Below are 15,733 nucleotides of genomic sequence, written 5' to 3' on the forward strand. Positions count from 1 at the left end.
CCGGCTCCGCCCGACGGCCCGCGCGGGACACCGGCGCGCGGGCCGGGTAGCGTCCGGCCCATGGACGATCAGGCCGGAATCACCGTGCGACGGGCCCTGGAGCTGCCGGGGCTCCGTGCCGGGCTCCCGGAGGTCGTCGCCGGGGCCGACCGGCTGCACCGCACCGTGCGCTGGGCGCACGCGGGCGAGGTGCCGAACATCGCGTCCCTCCTCAAGGGCGGCGAACTGCTGCTCACCACGGGCATCGGTCTGGGCACCCGCCCCGCCGAACAGCGCGCGTTCGTGCGCGGGCTGGCCGATCGCGGGATCGCGGCCCTCGTGGTGGAGCTGGGGCCGCGGTTCGGGCGGCTGCCCGCCGCGGTCGTGGAAGCGGCGCGGGCGGCCGGGCTGCCGCTGGTGCAGCTGCACCGCGAGGTGCCGTTCGTGTCGGTGACCGAGGAGGTCCACACCGAGATCGTCAACGGGCACTACGCGCTGCTGCGCCAGGCCGAGGAGGTCCACCGGCGGTGCACGGACGCACTGCTCCAGGGCGGTGGCGTCCCCCAGGTGCTGCGTATCCTCGCCGACTTCGCCGGTAACCCGGTCTTCCTGGAGACCGCCGACGGGCAGTTGCTGTACGCGGCGGCCGGCGCGACGGGTCCACCGACGGCCGCTGAGCCGCTTCAGGTCTGGGAGGGGCTGCGGGCGCAGCGGGCCGACCGTGAGGCGGGGCCGCCGGCGGGCACGGTGCTGGTGGACGTGCCCGGTGGCAGGCACGGAGCCGGAGCCGTACGCGCCAAGCTCGTACTGCCTCCGGTGTCGGCCCCGCTGCTTCCGGTGCACCGGATGGCGGCCGAGCGGGCGGCGGGCACCCTGGCGGTGGTCCTGATGCAGGCGCGCCAGGAGGAGGAGCTGGCCGCGCGGGGCCGGGGCGATTTCCTCACCGACCTCGCGGAGGGCCGCATCGCGGCGGCCGACGCGCCCGCGCAGGCCGGTGTGCTGGGCTTCCGGCCGGGCGAGGGGCCGCTGCTGCCGGTCGTGATGCGGCTGGGCCCGGAGCCGGCTCCGTCGGCCAACTGGGCGCCACTGGTGCGGGCCGTGCTGGAGGAGCTGGCGTGTGTGGGTGTGCCGGTGCTGCTGGGCGTACGTCCTACGGAGGGCCGGATCCCGCTGCTGCTCGGGCTGCGCTCCGAGTCCGAACGCTCGGCGGTGGCCGACCGGGTGGCCGCGGCGCTGCGGGCGGGCGTCGAACGGGCCGGCGGCCGGCGCCCCGTGGTGGTCGTCGGCGTGCCGGGCGGCTGGGCGGCGGCGGGCGCGGGGCTGCGCCACGCGGCGGAGACCGCGGCGGCGGCGGGCGGCCTGCCGGAGAGGCCGTGGCACGACGCGGGGCGGCTGGATGTCGACCTGCTGCTGTGGCGGCTGCGGGACCACCCGGACCTGTCGGCGTTCGTGCACCGCGCGATCGGCCCGCTGCTCACCCACGACCGCGCGTCCCGCGCCCCGTTGCTGCCGACACTGACGACATTCCTGGACCACGCGGGCCGCAAGGCGGAGACGGCGCGCGAGCTGCATCTGAACCGGCAGACGCTCTACAACCGGCTGGCCCGTATCTCCGAACTGCTCGGCACGAACCTGGACGACCCGCGGACGGTCCTGTCCCTCAGCCTGGCCCTGCGGGCGCGGCGGCACGTGCGCTGAGGCGGGCGGAGGATGTCGGCCGCGCAGGGGGCGACTCCCGTGCCCGGAAGCCGGCATCGGCCGCACCGGTGAGGGCGCGCTGCGGGGAACCGTTCGGAGTCGGGTCGACCGGACAGCACGCGAGCCCCATCCCCCGCTCGACGATCCGCCGGAGGCCCCGTCACCGCAGCGGAGACTGCGTCAGTTCGTCGTAGACGCTCAGGACTTGGGCGATCGTGTGGTCCTCCGTCGGCCATGTCGCCGCGCGCACCGGGCCGGCCGTCGCGAGTTCGGCGCGGCGGTCGGGTTCCGCCAGCAGGCGCGTCACCGTGTCCGCGAGGGCGGCGGCGTCGCCGTACGGGATCAACTCCGCCGCGTCGCCGACCAGTTCGGGGACGGCACCGACCGCCGTGGCGACCAGGGGGACACCGAGCCGCAGCGCCTCCTGGGCCAGCAGCGACCGGGCCTCCCAGCGGCTGGGCAGCAGCGCGATGTCCGCGGCGGCGAGCAGTTCGGTCACGTCGTCGCGGCGGCCGACGAGGCTGACCGGCAGCCCCTCCGTGTCGATCCGCCCCTGGAGCGCGGCCCGTTCGCGGCCCTCGCCCGCGATGACCAGCAGCGGTACGGGGTCGAGGGCCCGCCACTGCCTCGCGGCGTCCAGGAGGGTGCCGTAACCCCGGTCGGGTACGAGGCTGCCGACCGCCATCAGCAACGGCCGCCCCACCGCGCCCAGTTCGGCACGGGCCTTGTCCCCCGCGTCGTGTTCGGCGTCGTCGCCGAAGACCGGGGCCCGGCGCGGTGTCGGGAACGCGACCGGGGCGAGGCGCGCGTCGCGGGCACCGCGCAGACGGGCCCGGTCGACCAGCTCGGACGAGGCGCCGAGCACAACGGCCGCCGCCCGGACCGCCCTTCGCTCCAGCAGCCGCAGCAGATGACCGCGCGGTCCGTCCGCGTGCACGCGGGTGTGCCACGTGACGACGAGCGGCACGCGCTGCCCGCCGAGGGCGACGGCCGCACGTACGGCGGCGTGCAGTCCGTGCGCGTGCACCACGTCGGCGGCGGCGCAGGCGGTCCGCAGCGCCCCGAGGGAGACGGGGTCACCGCGCCGGGCCACCGGCACATGGTCGGCGCCGGAGCCCCGGAAGTCGTACACCCGCTCCAGCGAGTCCGGCGCGCAGACGGTGACGCGTACGCCCCGTGCGACAAGCCCCGCCGCCAGCGATCTGACGTGCGCGCTGCTGCCCGCGCTGCCACCGCCGAGCACTTGGACCGTACGCAGCTGTGTCACGTGTCCAAGGCTCCTGTTCCGGTGGTGTGTGCTGCGCCAAGGATGCCAGCCGGTACGGACCTTCCGGCACCGAGAGACGTCGCGGGTGTGTCGGTCGTCGCGACTCCCCGCGCAGGATCACTCACACGAGTGACCTCGCGGCGCGCACCACCACGGTACCGCCGCCGCGACACCCGGTCCTACACGTCCGCGCGGGCCGTCGCCAGCAGCTCCTCCGCGTGGGCGCGGGCCGTCTCGGAGTCCTCCTGGCCCGCCAGCATCCGGGACAACTCCCGTACCCGGTCCTCGCCTTCGAGGACCGTGACACCGGACCGGGTCACCGCCCCGTCGTTGGTCTTCTCCACCAGCAGCTGCCGGTCCGCGAACGCCGCGACCTGCGGCAGGTGCGTCACGACCACCACCTGCGCGGACTTGGCGAGCTTCGCGAGCCGTCGGCCGACCTCGACCGCCGCCTTGCCGCCGACGCCCGCGTCCACCTCGTCGAAGAGGTACGTCGGTACCGGATCGGACCCGGCGAAGACCACCTCGACCGCGAGCATCACGCGCGACAGCTCACCGCCGGACGCGCCCTTGGCGATCGGCCGCGGCGGTGCGCCGGGGTGCGGGGCGAGCAGCAGCTCGACCTCGTCGGCGCCGGACGAGCCGTACGCCACCGGGCGGCCGTCCACCTCGACACCGTCCGGGTCCTCGGTCTGCCTCACGTCGAACGAGACGCGCGCGTGCGGCATCGCGAGGGAGGCGAGTTCGGTGGTGACGGCCGCCGCGAAGCGCGCCGCCGCCTCCGTACGGGCGTCGGTCAACGCCTGTGCCAGACCGGAGAGTTCACCCAGCAGAGTGGCGTGCTCGGCGGTCAGCTCGCCGATCCGGTCGTCGTCGCCCTCAAGTTCGGTCAGGCGCGCGGCGTTCTCCTGGGCCCAGGCCAGCACGCCGTCGATGTCCTGGCCGTACTTGCGCGTCAGCCCGGTGAGCGCCGCCCGGCGCTCCTCGACCGCCGCGAGGCGCAGCGGGTCGGAGTCCAGGTTGTCGGCGTAACCGGCGAGTTCACCGGCCACGTCCGCCAGCAGGATCGCGATCTCACCCATCCGGTCGGCGAGCGCGGCCAGCGCCGGGTCGTGGGACCGTACGGCCTCCAGGGCGCGTCCCGCACCGCCGACGAGCGTCGTCGCGTCGCCGCCCTCCGCAGGGTCCTCGGGGTCGCCTGCGAGCGCCCCGTGCGCGAGGGACGCCGCGGAGGCCAGGGCCTCCGCGTGGCCGAGCCGTTCGGCCTCGGCGGCCAGTTCGGCGTCCTCGCCCGGCAGGGGCTCGACGGCGGCGATCTCGTTCAGGCCGAAGCGCAGCAGGTCAGCCTCCTGCGCGCGTTCACGGGCGCGGGTGGTCAGCTCCGCCAGCTCGGCGGCGACCGTCCGCAGCCGCCGGTAGGCGTCCGCGTACTTGGCGAGCGGCGCGGCGACCGCGTCCCCCGCGTACCGGTCGAGCGCCTGCCGCTGCCGCGCGGGCCGCAGCAGGCCCTGCTGGTCGGTCTGGCCGTGTACGGCGACGAGGTCGTCCGCCAGTTCGGCCAGCACGCCCACCGGCACGGAGCGTCCGCCGATGTGGGCGCGCGAACGCCCCTCGGCCGAGACGGTCCGGCTGATCAGCAGCGCGTCCTCGTCGAGTTCGGCACCCGCCTCCTGCGCGCGCCTGGCCGCCGGGGCGTCGGCGGCCATGGTGAGCCGCCCCTCCACCACCGCGGCCTTGGCACCGATCCGCACCAGGGCGGCGTCAGCGCGACCGCCGAGCAGCAGCCCCAGGCTGGTGACGACCATGGTCTTGCCCGCGCCGGTCTCGCCGGTCACCGCGGTGAACCCCGGCGACAGCTCGACCACCGCGTCGTCGATGACCCCGAGCGACCGTATCCGCATCTCCTCCAACACGGACACGACCTTACGAGGTCCGGAGCCCGGTGTGCGACGGCCCCCCGCCCTCCGATTCGGTCACAGAGGCGCTCGCGGGGTCCGGAACGGCTCCTCCCACGGGCAGGGCGCGACGCCGCGAAGGGTCCAACTAGTGCGGCGCCCCGCGCCACCCCGCCACCGGGAGGGCGAACTTCGCCACCAGCCGGTCGGTGAACGACGCCTGGTGCAGTCGCGCCAGCCGTACGGGCACCGCCCCACGCCGTACCTCCACCCGCGCGGCCGCCGGCAGTTCGACCGTCCTGCGTCCGTCGCACCACAGCACCCCGTGCGGTGTGTGCGACTGCACCTCCACCGCGAGCACCGACTTCGGCGACGTCACCAGCGGCTTCGCGAACAGCGCGTGCGCGCTGATCGGCACCATCAGCAGCGCCTCCACCTCCGGCCACACCACCGGGCCGCCGGCCGAGAAGGCGTACGCCGTCGAACCGGTCGGCGTGGCGCACACGATGCCGTCGCACCCGAAGCCGGTCACCGGCCGCCCGTCGATCTCCAGGACGACCTCCAGCATCCGCTCCGGCGAGACCTTCTGCACGGCCGCCTCGTTGAGCGCCCAGTCCCGGTGCACGACGGTGCCGTTGCTGCGCACGAGGACGTCGATCGTCATCCGTTCCTCGACCTCGTACGCGCGGTGCACGACCCGCTCGACGACCTGGTCGAGGTCGTCGCGCTCCGCCTCGGCGAGGAAGCCGACACGGCCCAGGTTGACGCCGAGCATCGGCACACCGGACGCCCGTGCGAAGGCCGCGCCGCGCAGGAGCGTGCCGTCGCCGCCGAGCACGATCAGCAGTTCACAGCCGTTCAGCGCGCCGGACGTGCCCGCCGGGACGGTCTCGACGGCCGACGGCAGCGGCAGATCTGCCGCCTCGGAGGCCAGCACGCGCACCCCGAGGCCGTCGCGCAGCAGTCCCTGCACGACCAGTTCGGCGCTGCGGACCGCGGCGGGCCGGCCGGTGTGGGCCAGCAGGAAGACCGTACGACGCTCCCCGGCACCCTCCGCGCTCACTTCGGCGTTCGTCGTCAACGGGGTCCCTCCGCCACAGCACGGTCGACATCGGCCGGGTCGACATCGGGCGCCCCGGCGGTGAGCCACAGGAAGTATTCGACGTTCCCGGCCGGTCCGGGCAGCGGGCTCGCGGTGACGCCGCGGGTCCCGAGGCCGAGTTCCGCCGCCTTGCCCGCCACTGTCCGTACGGCCTCGGCCCGCAGCTGCGGGCTGCGCACCACACCGCCGCTGCCGAGGCGTTCCTTGCCCACCTCGAACTGCGGCTTGACCATCAGCACCAGGTCCGCGTCGGGCGCGGCGCAGCGCGCCAGCGCGGGCAGCACCAGGCCCAGCGGGATGAACGACAGGTCTCCCACGATCAGGTCCACCGGCTCTCCGTCGATGATCTCCGGCGTCAACTCACGTACGTTCGTACGGTCCTTGACGGTGACGCGTTCATCGCTCTGCAGGGACCAGGCCAGTTGCCCGTACCCGACGTCGACGGCGACGACCTGCCGGACCCCGGCGCGCAGCAGCACGTCGGTGAAGCCGCCGGTCGACGCGCCCGCGTCCAGCGCCCTGCGCCCCTCCACCCGCAGCCCCCGGGGTACGAAGACGTCCAGGGCGCCCGCGAGTTTGTGCCCGCCGCGCGAGACGTATCCGGGGTCGGCGCCGTCCTCGGCGACGACCACGGCGGCGCTCTTCTCGACCTGGGTGGCCGGCTTGGTCGCGGTGGTGCCGCCGACGGTCACCCGTCCCGCGGCGATCAGTTGGGTCGCGTGCTCGCGTGAGCGTGCGAGTTTGCGGCGTACCAGCTCGGCGTCGAGGCGTTGGCGTGCCACTCCTGCCACGTTCGGTTCAGCTCCTGTGGTCGTACGACGGCGAGGGGCCGGGCCGGGGGGCGGCCTGGCCGGGTCCGGGGCGTGCGTCGAGCGCGGTCAGCGCGTCGCGCAGGCCCCGGTGCACATCCTCGTACACGTCGAGGTGGCCGTCCGCCGGAAGGTGGTCCGCGTCCCCCAGTCTGGCCAGATTCTCGTCCACCTCGGGGTTGCCGGTGGGGACGCGCTCGATGCCGAGAGGGGCGGGGGCGGCGGGTTCGTGCACAGGGTGCTCAGGGGCAGGGGGCTCCGGTGGAGGGGAGGCGTTCTCCCGGTCGGCCGGGCCCGCCGTCTCGTCGCTCATGCCCAGACGCTACCGCGAAGCCCTGCGGTACCGTCGATCACGATGGCGACGAAGGAGGAGTGCCGCAGCGCACTCGACAAGCTCTCGGACAACATGGCACAGGCGGACGACGGGATCCGCGGGGCGACCGGTTTCGACCGCTCGCTGAGCTGCCACATCACCGACCTCGACACGACCTTCACCGGCCGGATCGACAACGGCCGGATCGAGGTGCTGGACACGCACGACGGTCCACCGCGTGAGAAGGCGCAGATCAGGCTCGCCATGGCGGGCGACGATCTGGTCGCCATGGTCGACGGCGAGCTGAACTTCGCCAAGGCGTGGGGCTCGGGGCGGGTCAGACTCGAAGCGGGTTTCCGCGATCTGCTGCGGCTGCGCTCACTGCTCTGAGGCGGCTTGCTCCTCGGCTCGCTCCTCGGCTCGCTCCTCGGCTTGCTCCTCTGCTCACTTCACCAGCCCCACAGGCACCGTGTGACGCGCCCTGCGCGCCGTCGGGACGACCAGCGGGGTGCCCGTCTCCGGGTCGTCGATGACCTGGCAGCGGAGCCCGAAGACGCGCTCGACGAGCTCCGCGGTCACGACATCGGCCGGCGGCCCCTCGGCGTGGATCTCGCCCTCGCGCATCGCGATGAGGTGTGTGGCGTAGCGGGCGGCGTGGTTGAGGTCGTGCAGGACGGCGACGAGCGTACGGCCCTGGGTCTCGTGCAGATCGGCGCAGAGGTCGAGAACGTCGATCTGGTGCTGGATGTCCAGGAACGTGGTGGGTTCGTCCAGGAGCAGCAGCGGCGTCTGCTGGGCGAGTGCCATGGCGATCCAGACCCGCTGCCGCTGGCCGCCGGACAATTCGTCGACATACCGATCGGCCAGGTCGCCGATGCCGGTCGACGCCATCGACTCCTCGACAATCCGTTCGTCGTCCGGGGACCACTGGCGCAGCAGTGCCTGGTGCGGATAGCGGCCCCGGGCGACGAGGTCGGCGACGGTGATGCCGTCCGGCGCGATGGACGACTGCGGGAGCAGGCCGAGCGTCCGGGCGACCTTCTTGGCGGGCAGGGAGTGGATCGCGGCGCCGTCGAGCAGGACGCGGCCCTGCGACGGCTTGAGCATCCGCGACAGGGCACGCAACAGGGTTGATTTCCCGCAGGCGTTGGGGCCGACGATCACGGTGAACGAGTTGTCGGGGATCTCGACCGACAGATCGCGGGCGATGACCCGCTGGTCGTAGCCGAGGGTCACCGTTTCCGCCGTGAGGCGCTGCATGGTCGTACTCCTGGGATGACGGGGACAACTGGGTTGACTCGAAGGGGCGGTCGGGCCATGGGCGCTCATATGCGGCCCGCCTTGCGCTCGGTGACCAGCAGCCACAGCAGATAGCAGCCGCCGAGCACCCCGGTCACCACACCGGCGGGCAGCTGACGGTCACCGAGGGCCGATGTCGCGATCCAGTCGGCGACGAGCAGCAGCAGCGCGCCCATCACCGCGGCGGGGCCGAGGTTGGGGCCGGGCGAGCGGGTCAGCCGGCGGGCCAGCTGCGGCGCGCCGAGGGCGACGAAGGTGATGGGCCCGGCCGCGGCGGTGGCGACGGAAACGAGCAGTACGGCGACCCCCATGAGGACGAGACGGGTGCGTTCGACCCGTACACCGAGCGCGTACGCCGCGTCGTCGCCCATCTCCAGCATGCGCAACGGCCGCCCGTACACGAGCGCGAGCGGGATCAGTACGGCGCAGACGGTGAGCAGCGGCCAGACCTGCGCCCAGTCGCGGCCGTCGAGCGATCCGGTCATCCACAGCACGGCGCGCGTCGCGTCGACGAGGCTGGCCTTGGTGATCAGGTAGTGGTTGACCGCCGTGAGCATGGCGGCGACGCCGATGCCGATGAGGACCAGCCGGTAGCCGTGCACTCCGCGCTTCCAGGCGAGCAGATAGATCGCCGCGCCGGTCAGCAGGCCGCCGACGACGGCGCCGCCCGCGACGGCCGCCGAGCCGCCCTGGAAGAGGACGATCACGCTCAGCGCGCCGACGGTCGCGCCCTGGCCGAAGCCGATGACGTCCGGACTGCCCAGCGGATTACGGGAGATGGACTGGAAGACCGCGCCGCCGACCCCGAGGGCCGCGCCGACGAGCAGGCCCACCAGGATCCTCGGCAGCCGCAGGTCCTGGACGATGAACTCCTGGGCCGCCGTGCCGTTCCCGAGCAGGGTCGCGACGACGTCGCCGGGCGCCATCGCGAAGTCGCCCCGCCCGATGAGGACCACGGACATCGCGCACAGCGCAACGACGAGGACCACGACGACGAGGGCGGAGCGGACGTCGAGGCGGAGGGAGAGACCGCCGGGGGTACGTATGGAGCGCGTGGCGGTACGGTCCGTCGGCTTGACGCTCACAGCTGGGCCATCCTCTTGCGACGTACGAGCTGGATGAAGACGGGCCCGCCGACGAGCGCGGTGACGATGCCGACCTGCACCTCGGAGGGCCGCGCGACGACGCGCCCGATCACGTCGGCGCCGAGCAGGAGGACGGGTGAGAGCACGGCGGCGTACGGCAGGATCCACCGCATGTCCGGCCCGGTGACGGCCCGTACGAGATGCGGCACCATCAGCCCGACGAAGACGATCGGCCCGCAAGCCGCGGTCGCCCCGCCGCACAGCAGCGTGACGCAGACCATGGCGAGGACACGCGTACGGGTCAGGCTGGCGCCCAGCGACCTCGCTGTGTCGTCGCCCATCTCCAGCGCGTTCAGCGGCCGGGCGATCAGCAGCGCGAGCGCGATGCCGGCGGCGATGAACGGCCACACCTTCTCCACGGTCGACATGTCGGCCGAGGCGAGGGACCCCACGGTCCAGAACCGCAGCCGGTCGAGGGCGGCGGAGTCCAGCAGCTGCACGGCGTTGACGTACCCGAACAGCGCCGCCGTGGCCGCGGTGCCGGCGAGGGCGAGCCGTACGGGTGTGGCGCCGCGGCTGCCGCCGAGCGCGTACACGAGTACGGAGACGACCGCCGCGCCGGCGAACGCGAACCACACGTAGCCGCTGAGGGACGTGACTCCGAAGAAGCTGATGGCCGAGACCACCGCGGCGGCGGCGCCCGCGTTGACGCCCAACAGCCCTGGTTCGGCGAGGGGGTTACGGGTCAGCGCCTGCATCACCGCGCCGGCGAGACCGAGCGCCGCGCCGACAAGGAGCCCGAGCAGGGTTCTGGGCAGCCGGACGTCGACGACGATCACGTCGTTTCCGGTGCCGGAGTTGTGGAACAGGCCGTGCCATACGTCGCCGAGCGGTATCGACTTGGCGCCGACAGCGACACCGGCGGCACAGACGAGCAGCAGGACCCCGACGGACACCAGCAGCCCGGCGGCGCGCAGCGTACGGCGCTTCCGGGTCACGGCGAGCGGTACGGGCTCCGCGCTCTGTTCGGATTCGGGGGGACTGTCGACCAACACGAGGTTAGGTTAGCCTACCCTCATACATGATCCACAAGGAGGCCGGCCCCATGACCGAGGCGCCGTTCCAGTTCTTCACCCTCCAGGTGTCGCGTACGACACGCCCCACCCCCTCATTCGTCCGTGTCACCTTCGGTGGCGACGACGTCCCGCGCCTCGCGTCCGGCGGCCGTGACCAGCGCGTGAAGCTTTTCCTGCCGCGCCCCGGCCAGGACGCCCCCGTCCTGCCCGGCCCGGACGACGGGCAGAACGAATCCGCGCTCCCGGCGGTCGCCGGCATCCTGGAGTCCCTGCCGCCCGGCATCCCCGCCCGCGTCTGGATCACACTCCAGCACGCCGCCGACCGGTGGGAACTCCCCACCACGGCCGACGCGCACGTCTCATGGCTCGTACGGGACGAGTCCGCGCCCACCACCGAGGAGGCGATCCGCGCGGCCGACGACCTGCCGGGCGGCACGCCGTACGCGTGGATCGCGGGCGAGTCGGCGACCGTCAAGGCCGTACGCAGACACCTCGTCGGCGAACGCGGCTTCGACCGCAAAGCGGTGAAGTTCACCGGCTACTGGCGGCGTGGGACGTCCGAGGACGAACTGCCGCACTCGGGCGAGGACGCGTAGGGCAGGCCCAGCATTCCGGCCGGCGGCCACACCCGCGGCTACAGCCCCAGCCTCGCCAGCACCTTGCCCGCGTCCAGGTCGCACGCACCGTCCCCCGCGTGCGTCCAGGCCGCCGCGCACAGTGCCCGCAGCCCGTCCATCGCCGCCCCGCCCCCGTCGAGCGCGAGCGCGTCCTCCCGTACGGAAGCGGTCCACCCGCCACAGGCGAACTCGCCGTCCCTGACGCCCACTTCGGGCTGACCGGTCAGCAACCCCCGCAGATCCGCGTCCACATACGTCGGCCGGTGCCGCGGCTCGGCGGCCAGCAGCCGCGCCCCGTCCGTCACCCCGGTCAGCACCAGCAGCGAGTCCACACCACCGTTGAACGCGCCCTCGATGTCGGTGTCCAGCCGGTCCCCCACGACGATCGGCCGCTTCGCCCCGGTACGCAGTACGGTCTCCCGGTGCATCGGCGGCAGCGGCTTGCCCGCGACCTGCGGATCGGCGCCGGTCGCGATCCGGACGACCTCGACGGCAGCCCCGTTGCCCGGCGCGATGCCGCGCCCGCTCGGAATGGTCAGGTCGGTGTTCGACGCGAACCACGGCACACCGCGCGCGATCGCGTACCCGGCCTCGGCGAACCGCCCCCACGCCAGGTCCGGCCCGCCGTATCCCTGCACCACGGCGGCCGGGTCGTCGTCCGCCGACTCCACCGGCTCAAGTCCCCGCTCGCGCAGGGCGACCCGCAGCCCCTCACCGCCGATCACCAGCACCCGCGCACCGGCCGGCACCTGCTCGGCGATCAGCCGCGCCACGGCCTGCGCCGACGTGACCACCTCGGCGGGCTCGGCGGGCACCCCCAGCTCGGTGAGATGCGCGGCGACGGCGTCGGGTGTCCGCAGCGCGTTGTTGGTGACGTACGCCAGACGCATCCCGCCGTCCCGCGCCGTGATCAGCGAGTCGACGGCGTGCTCGATGGCCTCGCCGCCCGCGTACACCACGCCGTCGAGATCCAGCAGAGCCGTGTCGTACGCCTCGTTCAGCGCCGTGGCACTGCCGTCGGGCCTGGTCCTGCTCGGCTGACTCATCAGTCTCCCGCTCCCTCTTCCGCCCCGTGACCGGGCGCTCCTTCCCCCGATCATCGCTCATGCCCCGATCCGCATACGATGCGCGGATGAACACCACAGGAACGGCTTCGAAAGGTCTCCGTCTGATCCCGTTCCGCGGACTGCGTTACGTCCCCGAGCGGGTGGGCAGCCTCGCGGCCGTGACCTCGCCGCCGTACGACGTCGTCGTACGGCCCGACGGACTGCACCACTTGGAGTCGGCCGACCCGTACAACATCGTCCGGCTGATCCTTCCGCAGGCCGCCACCGCCGCCGACCGGCACCGCCAGGCGGCCGGCACGCTCCACCGCTGGCTCACGGAGGGCGTGCTGGCGCCGGACCCGGAACCGGCGTTGTACGTGTACGAGCAGCGCAGGGGCGACCTCCTCCAGCGCGGCGTCATCGGGGCCCTGGCCCTGTCCACGCCCGCCGAAGGTGTCGTCCTGCCGCACGAGGACGTGATGCCGGACATCGTCGAGGACCGCGCGGCCCTGATGCGGGCGACCGCCACCAATCTGGAACCGCTGCTCCTCACGTACCGCAGCGACGGCACGACGACCGGCACGACCGCTGTCATCGAACGCACCGCGCGGCGCACGCCCCTGCTCTCCACCACGACGGAGGACGGCTTCAGTCACCGCCTCTGGTCGGTCACCGACCCCGCCGAACTCGCCGAGATCGAGAACGATCTGGCGGCCCGTCAGGCGCTCATCGCCGACGGCCACCACCGGTGGGCGACCTATCTGCGGCTCCGCGAGGAACACCCGCCGGGCGCGGCCGGTCCCTGGGCGTACGGACTGGTGCTGCTGGTCGACACCGCGCGCCATCCGCTCCAGGTCCGCGCGATCCACCGGCTCCTGCACCGGCTGCCGGTCACGGACGCGCTGGCGGCGCTCAAGAGCGTGCCGGGCTCCTTCCGGGTCCGCACGGTCGACGGCACGCTGGGGCAGGCCGTCGAGGCCCTGTCCGAGGCCGTCACCACCGCCAACGGCACGGCCAACGCCTTCCTCCTCGCGGGCGACGGCCGCTTCCACCTGATCGACCGCCCCAACGCGGAGCTGCTCGCCCGTACGGTGCCGGCCGGCCGCCCGGAGGAGTGGCGCGCTCTCGACGCGACCGTGCTGCACTCCACGCTGCTCGACCACATCTGGAAGATCCCGGACGCGCCCGAACACATCTCGTACATCCACGACACGGAAGCCGTCGTCGAGCAGGCGGAACGCCACGGCAGTACGGCGGTCCTGCTGCACCCCGTACGCGAAGAGGTCGTACGGGAGCTGGCACGCCAGTCGGTCACGATGCCGCGCAAGTCGACATCGTTCGGGCCGAAGCCTGCCACGGGCCTGGTGCTGCGACACCTCGCGGACGGCTGAGGGCGGCAGCCCCTGGTGGGAATGCCGCCCTCAGCCGCTGTGCGGAGGCTGGATCAGGACGTGCCGTTCCCGGTGTCCTCGGTGTGCTCGGTGTCCTGGTCGCTCTCGTCGTCCTCGTCCACGTCCACGTCGACGAACTGGACGCCGTCCAGAGCCGCGAGGCGGTCCGAGGCGTCGGTGGCGCCGTCCTTGTCGGCCTCCAGGGCCTTCGCGAACCACTCGCGCGCCTCGTCCTCACGCCCGGCCGACAACAGCGCGTCGGCGTACGCGTAACGCAGCCGCGCGCTCCACGGCTGTACGGAGTTCGAGCCCAGCTCAGGCCCCTGCAAGGTGACGATGGCGGCGTCGATCTGCCCCATGTCGCGGCGCGCGCCGGCGGCGACCAGCCGCATCTCGACCTGGCCCGCCTTGTCGAGCTTCAGCACCTCGGGCTCACCGGCCATGGTCATGGCCCGCTCGGGACGGCCCAGGCCGCGCTCACAGTCCGCCATGACGGGCCAGAGGTCGACGTTGCCCGTCATCCGCCGGGCAGCCCTGAACTCGGCGAGCGCTTCCCCGTACTTCTGCGTCGCGTACGCGGCGAAGCCGGCGGCCTCGCGCACGGCGGCGACCCTGGAGGCGAGACGCAGCGCCACGCGCGAATAGGCGTAGGCCTGGTCGGGGTCCTCGTCGATGAGGTTGGCGACCATGACGAGATTCTTGGCGACATCGTCGGCGAGGGTCTTGGGCAGGCTCATCAGCTCCTGCCGCACAGCCTTGTCGATCTCCTCACCGGTGACGTCCTCCGGGATCGGCAGCCGCTTGATGGGCTCCCGGTCCCGATCACGGTCGCGGTCGTCACGACGTGCATAGCCACCACGATCGTCACGTCCGTCACGGCCGTCGCGCCCGCGATACCCACCGCGCTCCCGGTCGTCACGTCGGCCGTAACCGCCCCCGCCACCGGGCCGGCCGCCACGGTCGTCACGCCGGTCATCACGACGCGGACCACTCGGCCGGTCGTCACGCCCACGGAACCCACCGCCACCGCTCCCGCCCCCACCGGTCCGGGGACGGCCACCACGGTCGTCGTCACGATCCCGACGCGGACCGCTCGGCCGGTCGTCACGACGGAACGAGGGGCGCTCATCACGCCGGTCGTCACGACGGTCGTCACGACGCGGCCCACTGGGACGCTCGTCACGCCGACCGGAACCACCGCCGCCACTGCCGGTGCTGGGACGCCCACCACTCGTGGGCCGGCCGCCACGGTCGTCACGCCGGTCATCACGACGCGGACCACTCGGCCGGTCGTCACGCCCACGGAACCCACCGCCACCGCTCCCGCCCCCACCGGTCCGGGGACGGCCACCGCGATCGTCGTCACGATCCCGACGCGGACCACTGGGCCGGTCGTCACGGCGGGAGGAGGGGCGCTCATCACGCCCACGGAATCCCCCACCACCGCCGGTGTTTCCGGCCGGTCGACCACCACCCGCCGGTCGACCACCACCGGTGGGACGACCGCCACCGGTGGGCCGGCCGCCACCGGTGGGCCGGCCGCCGCCGCGGTTGTCGTTCCGGGCTACGTAGTCGCCAACACCGCCGCCCCTGCTGGTGGGACGGCCACCGCCACGGTCGTCACGACCGCCACGGGAACCGCTCCTGTCACCACCGCCGTCCCTACGACGTGATTCGCGCTCCGGACGTTCGTCGGGAGAGTTGGGGGACATCGGCACGGCTCCTGTCTTCGGGTACCACAGTCATTCTCACGCAGCCGACGATCGGACGCGCTTCCATCAAAAATCGGGGAAAACAAAAAAGACCCCTGGTCCAGCGTGAACGCTGGACCAGGGGTCCATGAAAGATTGTTCGGCGGCGTCCTACTCTCCCACAGGGTCCCCCCTGCAGTACCATCGGCGCTGAAAGGCTTAGCTTCCGGGTTCGGAATGTAACCGGGCGTTTCCCTAACGCAATGACCACCGAAACACTATCGGCCGCGTCCCGCACAAGGGGGACTTCGGCACTAAGCGAACAGGCACTCTATTCAATTGAGTACACAAACCGGATGTAAACACGGTCGTTCGTTGTCTCAGAACTAACACAGTGGACGCGAGCAACTGAGGACAAGCCCTCGGCCTATTAGTACCGGTCAACTCCACACCTCACAGTGCTTC

Annotated in this window: 15 protein-coding genes and 1 rRNA gene; 4 read left to right on the top strand and 12 right to left on the bottom strand. The window is 73.0% G+C overall.

The genetic code is table 11. The features are described from left to right. Positions 1–60: 60 nt before the first annotated feature. Entirely contained in the window at positions 61–1,677 is a 1,617-nt protein-coding gene (locus ACIBLA_RS14005) for a PucR family transcriptional regulator (protein WP_399198665.1), read from the top strand. 160 nt (positions 1,678–1,837) lie between these two features. Here ACIBLA_RS14005 and ACIBLA_RS14010 read toward each other — a convergent pair whose 3' ends face one another. The 5 genes from ACIBLA_RS14010 to ACIBLA_RS14030 all read right to left on the bottom strand — a co-directional run bounded on the left by ACIBLA_RS14010 (position 1,838) and on the right by ACIBLA_RS14030 (position 7,063). Then, entirely contained in the window at positions 1,838–2,944 is a 1,107-nt protein-coding gene (locus ACIBLA_RS14010) for a glycosyltransferase family 4 protein (RefSeq protein ID WP_363246815.1), read from the bottom strand. Positions 2,945–3,123: 179 nt separating this feature from the next. Continuing rightward, a complete protein-coding gene (gene recN, locus ACIBLA_RS14015; protein ID WP_399198676.1) occupies positions 3,124–4,845 on the bottom strand; it encodes a DNA repair protein RecN in 1,722 nt (573 codons plus the stop codon). A gap of 142 nt (positions 4,846–4,987) precedes the next feature. Then, entirely contained in the window at positions 4,988–5,920 is a 933-nt protein-coding gene (locus tag ACIBLA_RS14020; RefSeq protein WP_363246814.1) for an NAD kinase, read from the bottom strand. Then, positions 5,917–6,732 carry a TlyA family RNA methyltransferase gene (locus ACIBLA_RS14025; RefSeq protein WP_363246813.1) on the bottom strand — a complete coding sequence of 272 codons (816 nt, stop codon included), beginning with the start codon at positions 6,730–6,732 and terminating at the stop codon, positions 5,917–5,919. The genes ACIBLA_RS14020 and ACIBLA_RS14025 overlap by 4 nt, the downstream gene beginning before the upstream one ends. Before the next feature lie 7 nt (positions 6,733–6,739). Continuing rightward, positions 6,740–7,063 carry a hypothetical protein gene (locus tag ACIBLA_RS14030; protein WP_363246812.1) on the bottom strand — a complete coding sequence of 108 codons (324 nt, stop codon included), beginning with the start codon at positions 7,061–7,063 and terminating at the stop codon, positions 6,740–6,742. 42 nt (positions 7,064–7,105) lie between these two features. Between ACIBLA_RS14030 and ACIBLA_RS14035 the strand changes: the two genes are divergently transcribed. Beyond that, complete coding sequence (locus ACIBLA_RS14035) at positions 7,106–7,453, top strand: SCP2 sterol-binding domain-containing protein (RefSeq protein WP_363246811.1); 348 nt, start codon at positions 7,106–7,108, stop codon at positions 7,451–7,453. A 54-nt stretch (positions 7,454–7,507) separates the two neighbouring features. On the opposite strand, the gene ACIBLA_RS14040 is transcribed toward ACIBLA_RS14035, so the two are convergent. From ACIBLA_RS14040 to ACIBLA_RS14050, 3 genes are all read right to left on the bottom strand, one after another. Next, a complete protein-coding gene (locus tag ACIBLA_RS14040) occupies positions 7,508–8,323 on the bottom strand; it encodes an ABC transporter ATP-binding protein (protein ID WP_399198667.1) in 816 nt (271 codons plus the stop codon). A 65-nt stretch (positions 8,324–8,388) separates the two neighbouring features. Beyond that, complete coding sequence (locus ACIBLA_RS14045) at positions 8,389–9,447, bottom strand: FecCD family ABC transporter permease (protein ID WP_399198668.1); 1,059 nt, start codon at positions 9,445–9,447, stop codon at positions 8,389–8,391. Further along, positions 9,444–10,502, bottom strand: a complete 1,059-nt coding sequence (locus ACIBLA_RS14050) for a FecCD family ABC transporter permease (RefSeq protein ID WP_399198669.1) — start codon at positions 10,500–10,502, stop codon at positions 9,444–9,446. The genes ACIBLA_RS14045 and ACIBLA_RS14050 overlap by 4 nt, the downstream gene beginning before the upstream one ends. 50 nt (positions 10,503–10,552) lie before the next feature. On the opposite strand from ACIBLA_RS14050, the gene ACIBLA_RS14055 reads away from it, so the two are divergent. Beyond that, positions 10,553–11,119: a siderophore-interacting protein gene (locus tag ACIBLA_RS14055; protein WP_399198670.1), complete on the top strand. Its 567-nt coding sequence runs from the start codon at positions 10,553–10,555 to the stop codon at positions 11,117–11,119. Positions 11,120–11,157: 38 nt separating this feature from the next. Here the strand turns inward: ACIBLA_RS14055 and ACIBLA_RS14060 are convergent, their stop codons facing one another. Continuing rightward, positions 11,158–12,186 (bottom strand): HAD-IIA family hydrolase, encoded by a 1,029-nt coding sequence (locus tag ACIBLA_RS14060; protein ID WP_399198671.1) that lies wholly within the window; start codon positions 12,184–12,186, stop codon positions 11,158–11,160. Positions 12,187–12,272: 86 nt separating this feature from the next. Between ACIBLA_RS14060 and ACIBLA_RS14065 the strand changes: the two genes are divergently transcribed. Continuing rightward, positions 12,273–13,577 (top strand): DUF1015 family protein, encoded by a 1,305-nt coding sequence (locus ACIBLA_RS14065; RefSeq protein WP_399198672.1) that lies wholly within the window; start codon positions 12,273–12,275, stop codon positions 13,575–13,577. A gap of 53 nt (positions 13,578–13,630) precedes the next feature. Here ACIBLA_RS14065 and ACIBLA_RS14070 read toward each other — a convergent pair whose 3' ends face one another. From ACIBLA_RS14070 to rrf, 3 genes are all read right to left on the bottom strand, one after another. Beyond that, positions 13,631–14,329 carry a tetratricopeptide repeat protein gene (locus tag ACIBLA_RS14070; RefSeq protein ID WP_363246805.1) on the bottom strand — a complete coding sequence of 233 codons (699 nt, stop codon included), beginning with the start codon at positions 14,327–14,329 and terminating at the stop codon, positions 13,631–13,633. Beyond that, complete coding sequence (locus tag ACIBLA_RS14075) at positions 14,314–14,997, bottom strand: hypothetical protein (RefSeq protein WP_399198674.1); 684 nt, start codon at positions 14,995–14,997, stop codon at positions 14,314–14,316. Before ACIBLA_RS14075 ends, ACIBLA_RS14070 begins: the two co-directional genes overlap by 16 nt. A 429-nt stretch (positions 14,998–15,426) precedes the next feature. After that, positions 15,427–15,543, bottom strand: a 5S ribosomal RNA gene (gene rrf, locus ACIBLA_RS14080). Positions 15,544–15,733: the final 190 nt, after the last annotated feature.

The sequence above is a fragment of the Streptomyces sp. NPDC050433 genome, assembly GCF_044458565.1.
Classification (GTDB): Bacteria; Actinomycetota; Actinomycetes; order Streptomycetales; family Streptomycetaceae; genus Streptomyces.

Bases quoted from the DNA above. Each gene is read 5' to 3' on its own strand.
- ACIBLA_RS14005 (WP_399198665.1), top strand. From the start codon at position 61: ATGGACGATCAGGCCGGAATCACCGTGCGACGGGCCCTGGAGCTGCCG.
- recN (WP_399198676.1), bottom strand. From the start codon at position 4,845: ATGCGGATACGGTCGCTCGGGGTCATCGACGACGCGGTGGTCGAGCTG.
- ACIBLA_RS14030 (WP_363246812.1), bottom strand. From the start codon at position 7,063: ATGAGCGACGAGACGGCGGGCCCGGCCGACCGGGAGAACGCCTCCCCT.
- ACIBLA_RS14035 (WP_363246811.1), top strand. From the start codon at position 7,106: ATGGCGACGAAGGAGGAGTGCCGCAGCGCACTCGACAAGCTCTCGGAC.
- ACIBLA_RS14040 (WP_399198667.1), bottom strand. From the start codon at position 8,323: ATGCAGCGCCTCACGGCGGAAACGGTGACCCTCGGCTACGACCAGCGG.
- ACIBLA_RS14055 (WP_399198670.1), top strand. From the start codon at position 10,553: ATGACCGAGGCGCCGTTCCAGTTCTTCACCCTCCAGGTGTCGCGTACG.
- ACIBLA_RS14060 (WP_399198671.1), bottom strand. From the start codon at position 12,186: ATGAGTCAGCCGAGCAGGACCAGGCCCGACGGCAGTGCCACGGCGCTG.
- ACIBLA_RS14065 (WP_399198672.1), top strand. From the start codon at position 12,273: ATGAACACCACAGGAACGGCTTCGAAAGGTCTCCGTCTGATCCCGTTC.
- ACIBLA_RS14075 (WP_399198674.1), bottom strand. From the start codon at position 14,997: ATGAGCGCCCCTCCTCCCGCCGTGACGACCGGCCCAGTGGTCCGCGTC.